We start from the raw sequence: 1,840 nt of genomic DNA on the forward strand, positions 1-1,840 counted from the left end.
CAGCAGGAGGATGCGTATCTTTACCGGTTTGAACGCACAGCCGATTTATACCTTTTTGATGGAGCTCAGGTACGCCTTGTCCACCAGCATAAAGAAAGTAAAGGAGAAGTGATCGGAACAGAAGGGTTTGATCTGTACCTTAAAATAGATGCGTTTATTGGACAAGAAGTAGACGAACTCGATATATATAACGAACCATGGGAGTTATTGCAGGCGCTCATTGATAGACTCACGGAAGCAAAAGATTACAAGCAAAAAATAGTGAGAATCAAACGTCTTATGAGAGGCGATAGTCCTGTTCGTCATAAGGAGTATACGTCTAAGAACGCTCTTCATGAAGTGTTGCTGCGAGCGCGTTATAACCGTACTACTTATATTTGGGGTCCTCCTGGAACAGGAAAAACATATACGCTGTCCAAAATCGCGGCAAGCTATTACCGGAAATCAAAGCGGATCCTTTTATTATCTCACAGTAATGCAGCGGTGGACGGTTTGCTGCAAGAAACTGCGCGTCAGTTAAAAAAGAAAGGAGCTTGGAAAAAAGGAAAACTCATTCGATACGGAGCAACAAAAAGCAGCGGCTTAGAAAATATAAAAGTAGAAGAAGTCATTGGAGAAGATGATCCGGATTTAGCTCAGGAGATGCGTGATTTACAAGAAGAACGAGTTTACTTAAGCAGGTATCCTAATAGAGCTCACCAGCTTCAGCAAGTTAACAAAAAGATAAACGCCCTTCGTAAGAAGTGGATTGATGCGGAGAAAAATGTTTTTGATCAAGCGTATATTGTAGGCACTACTTTATCAAAAGCGGCTATTGACCGATTACTTTATCAAAATGAATTTGATATGGTTGTGGTAGACGAAATTAGCATGGCATATGCACCGCAAATTGCTTTTGCAGCTACGTTAGGAAAACGAATTGTCGTATGCGGCGATTTTAAACAGCTTCCCCCGGTATCTCAATCTTCTCATGCTGAAGTGAAGAAGTGGCTGCAGCGAGATTTATTTGAGCAGACGGGTCTTGTAGAGCAAGTAGAAAGCAGTGAGATACACCCGCATCTTTTTATGTTGACGAAGCAAAGAAGAATGCATAAAGATATCTCAGCTTTTACAAACCGCTATATTTACAGCAATCGAGTAGCAGATCATCCATCTGTCACAACAAGTCGAGAAGTAGTAGCAAGCAGCCGGCCGTTTGCTCATGAAGCAGCGCTGATGCTTAACATTGGTCATTTGCATTCTTCCGCTATGCGAGATGCTGCTTCCGGCTCACGCTACAATGTGATAACGGCTGTGTTGGCGGTAAGTTTGATGCTGCGGGCACGCAAAGCTTCTTCGGCTACTCTTGGCTATGTGACTCCTTATAAGTCTCAAGCTAAATTGATCAATGCATTTCTTCAAGATATTGAACCAGCTAGCGGTATAATTGCAGCAACCGTACACAAATTTCAAGGCGCGGAACGAGATATCATGATTTTTGATACGGTCGATACAAAACCGCAGTCAAAACCAGGTTTACTTTTAACAAATGAAAATAGCGACCGATTGGTAAATGTAGCGGTGACGCGTTCAAAAGGAAAATTTATTATGCTTTCAGACGAGTCGTTTGCCCARCAGCGTGTACCAAAGGAGCGAGCGTTATGGAAGTTGGTTAACCACTTTAACGAAAATCAAAAAGTATACCAGCCTCAGCAATTTTTAAAAGAAGTCATTCAGCATCCTAAATTGATTTGGTACCATCCATCGAACAGCAGTCAGTTAAAAAGAGACTTATATCAAGCTCGGCAGCAGATTTTATTGTGCATTCCTTATGCATCCCTTATCTCTCAAGAAATACGGG

General features: G+C 41.9%; 1 protein-coding gene. It reads left to right on the forward strand.

Annotation, left to right across the window (positions count from 1 at the left end; translation table 11 throughout):
* On the forward strand, positions 1-1,840 hold a 1,840-nt coding region (locus tag AC1DRF_RS25770; RefSeq protein ID WP_477742049.1), incomplete at both ends, for a DEAD/DEAH box helicase.

The sequence above is a fragment of the Priestia sp. P5_B4 genome, assembly GCF_056400385.1.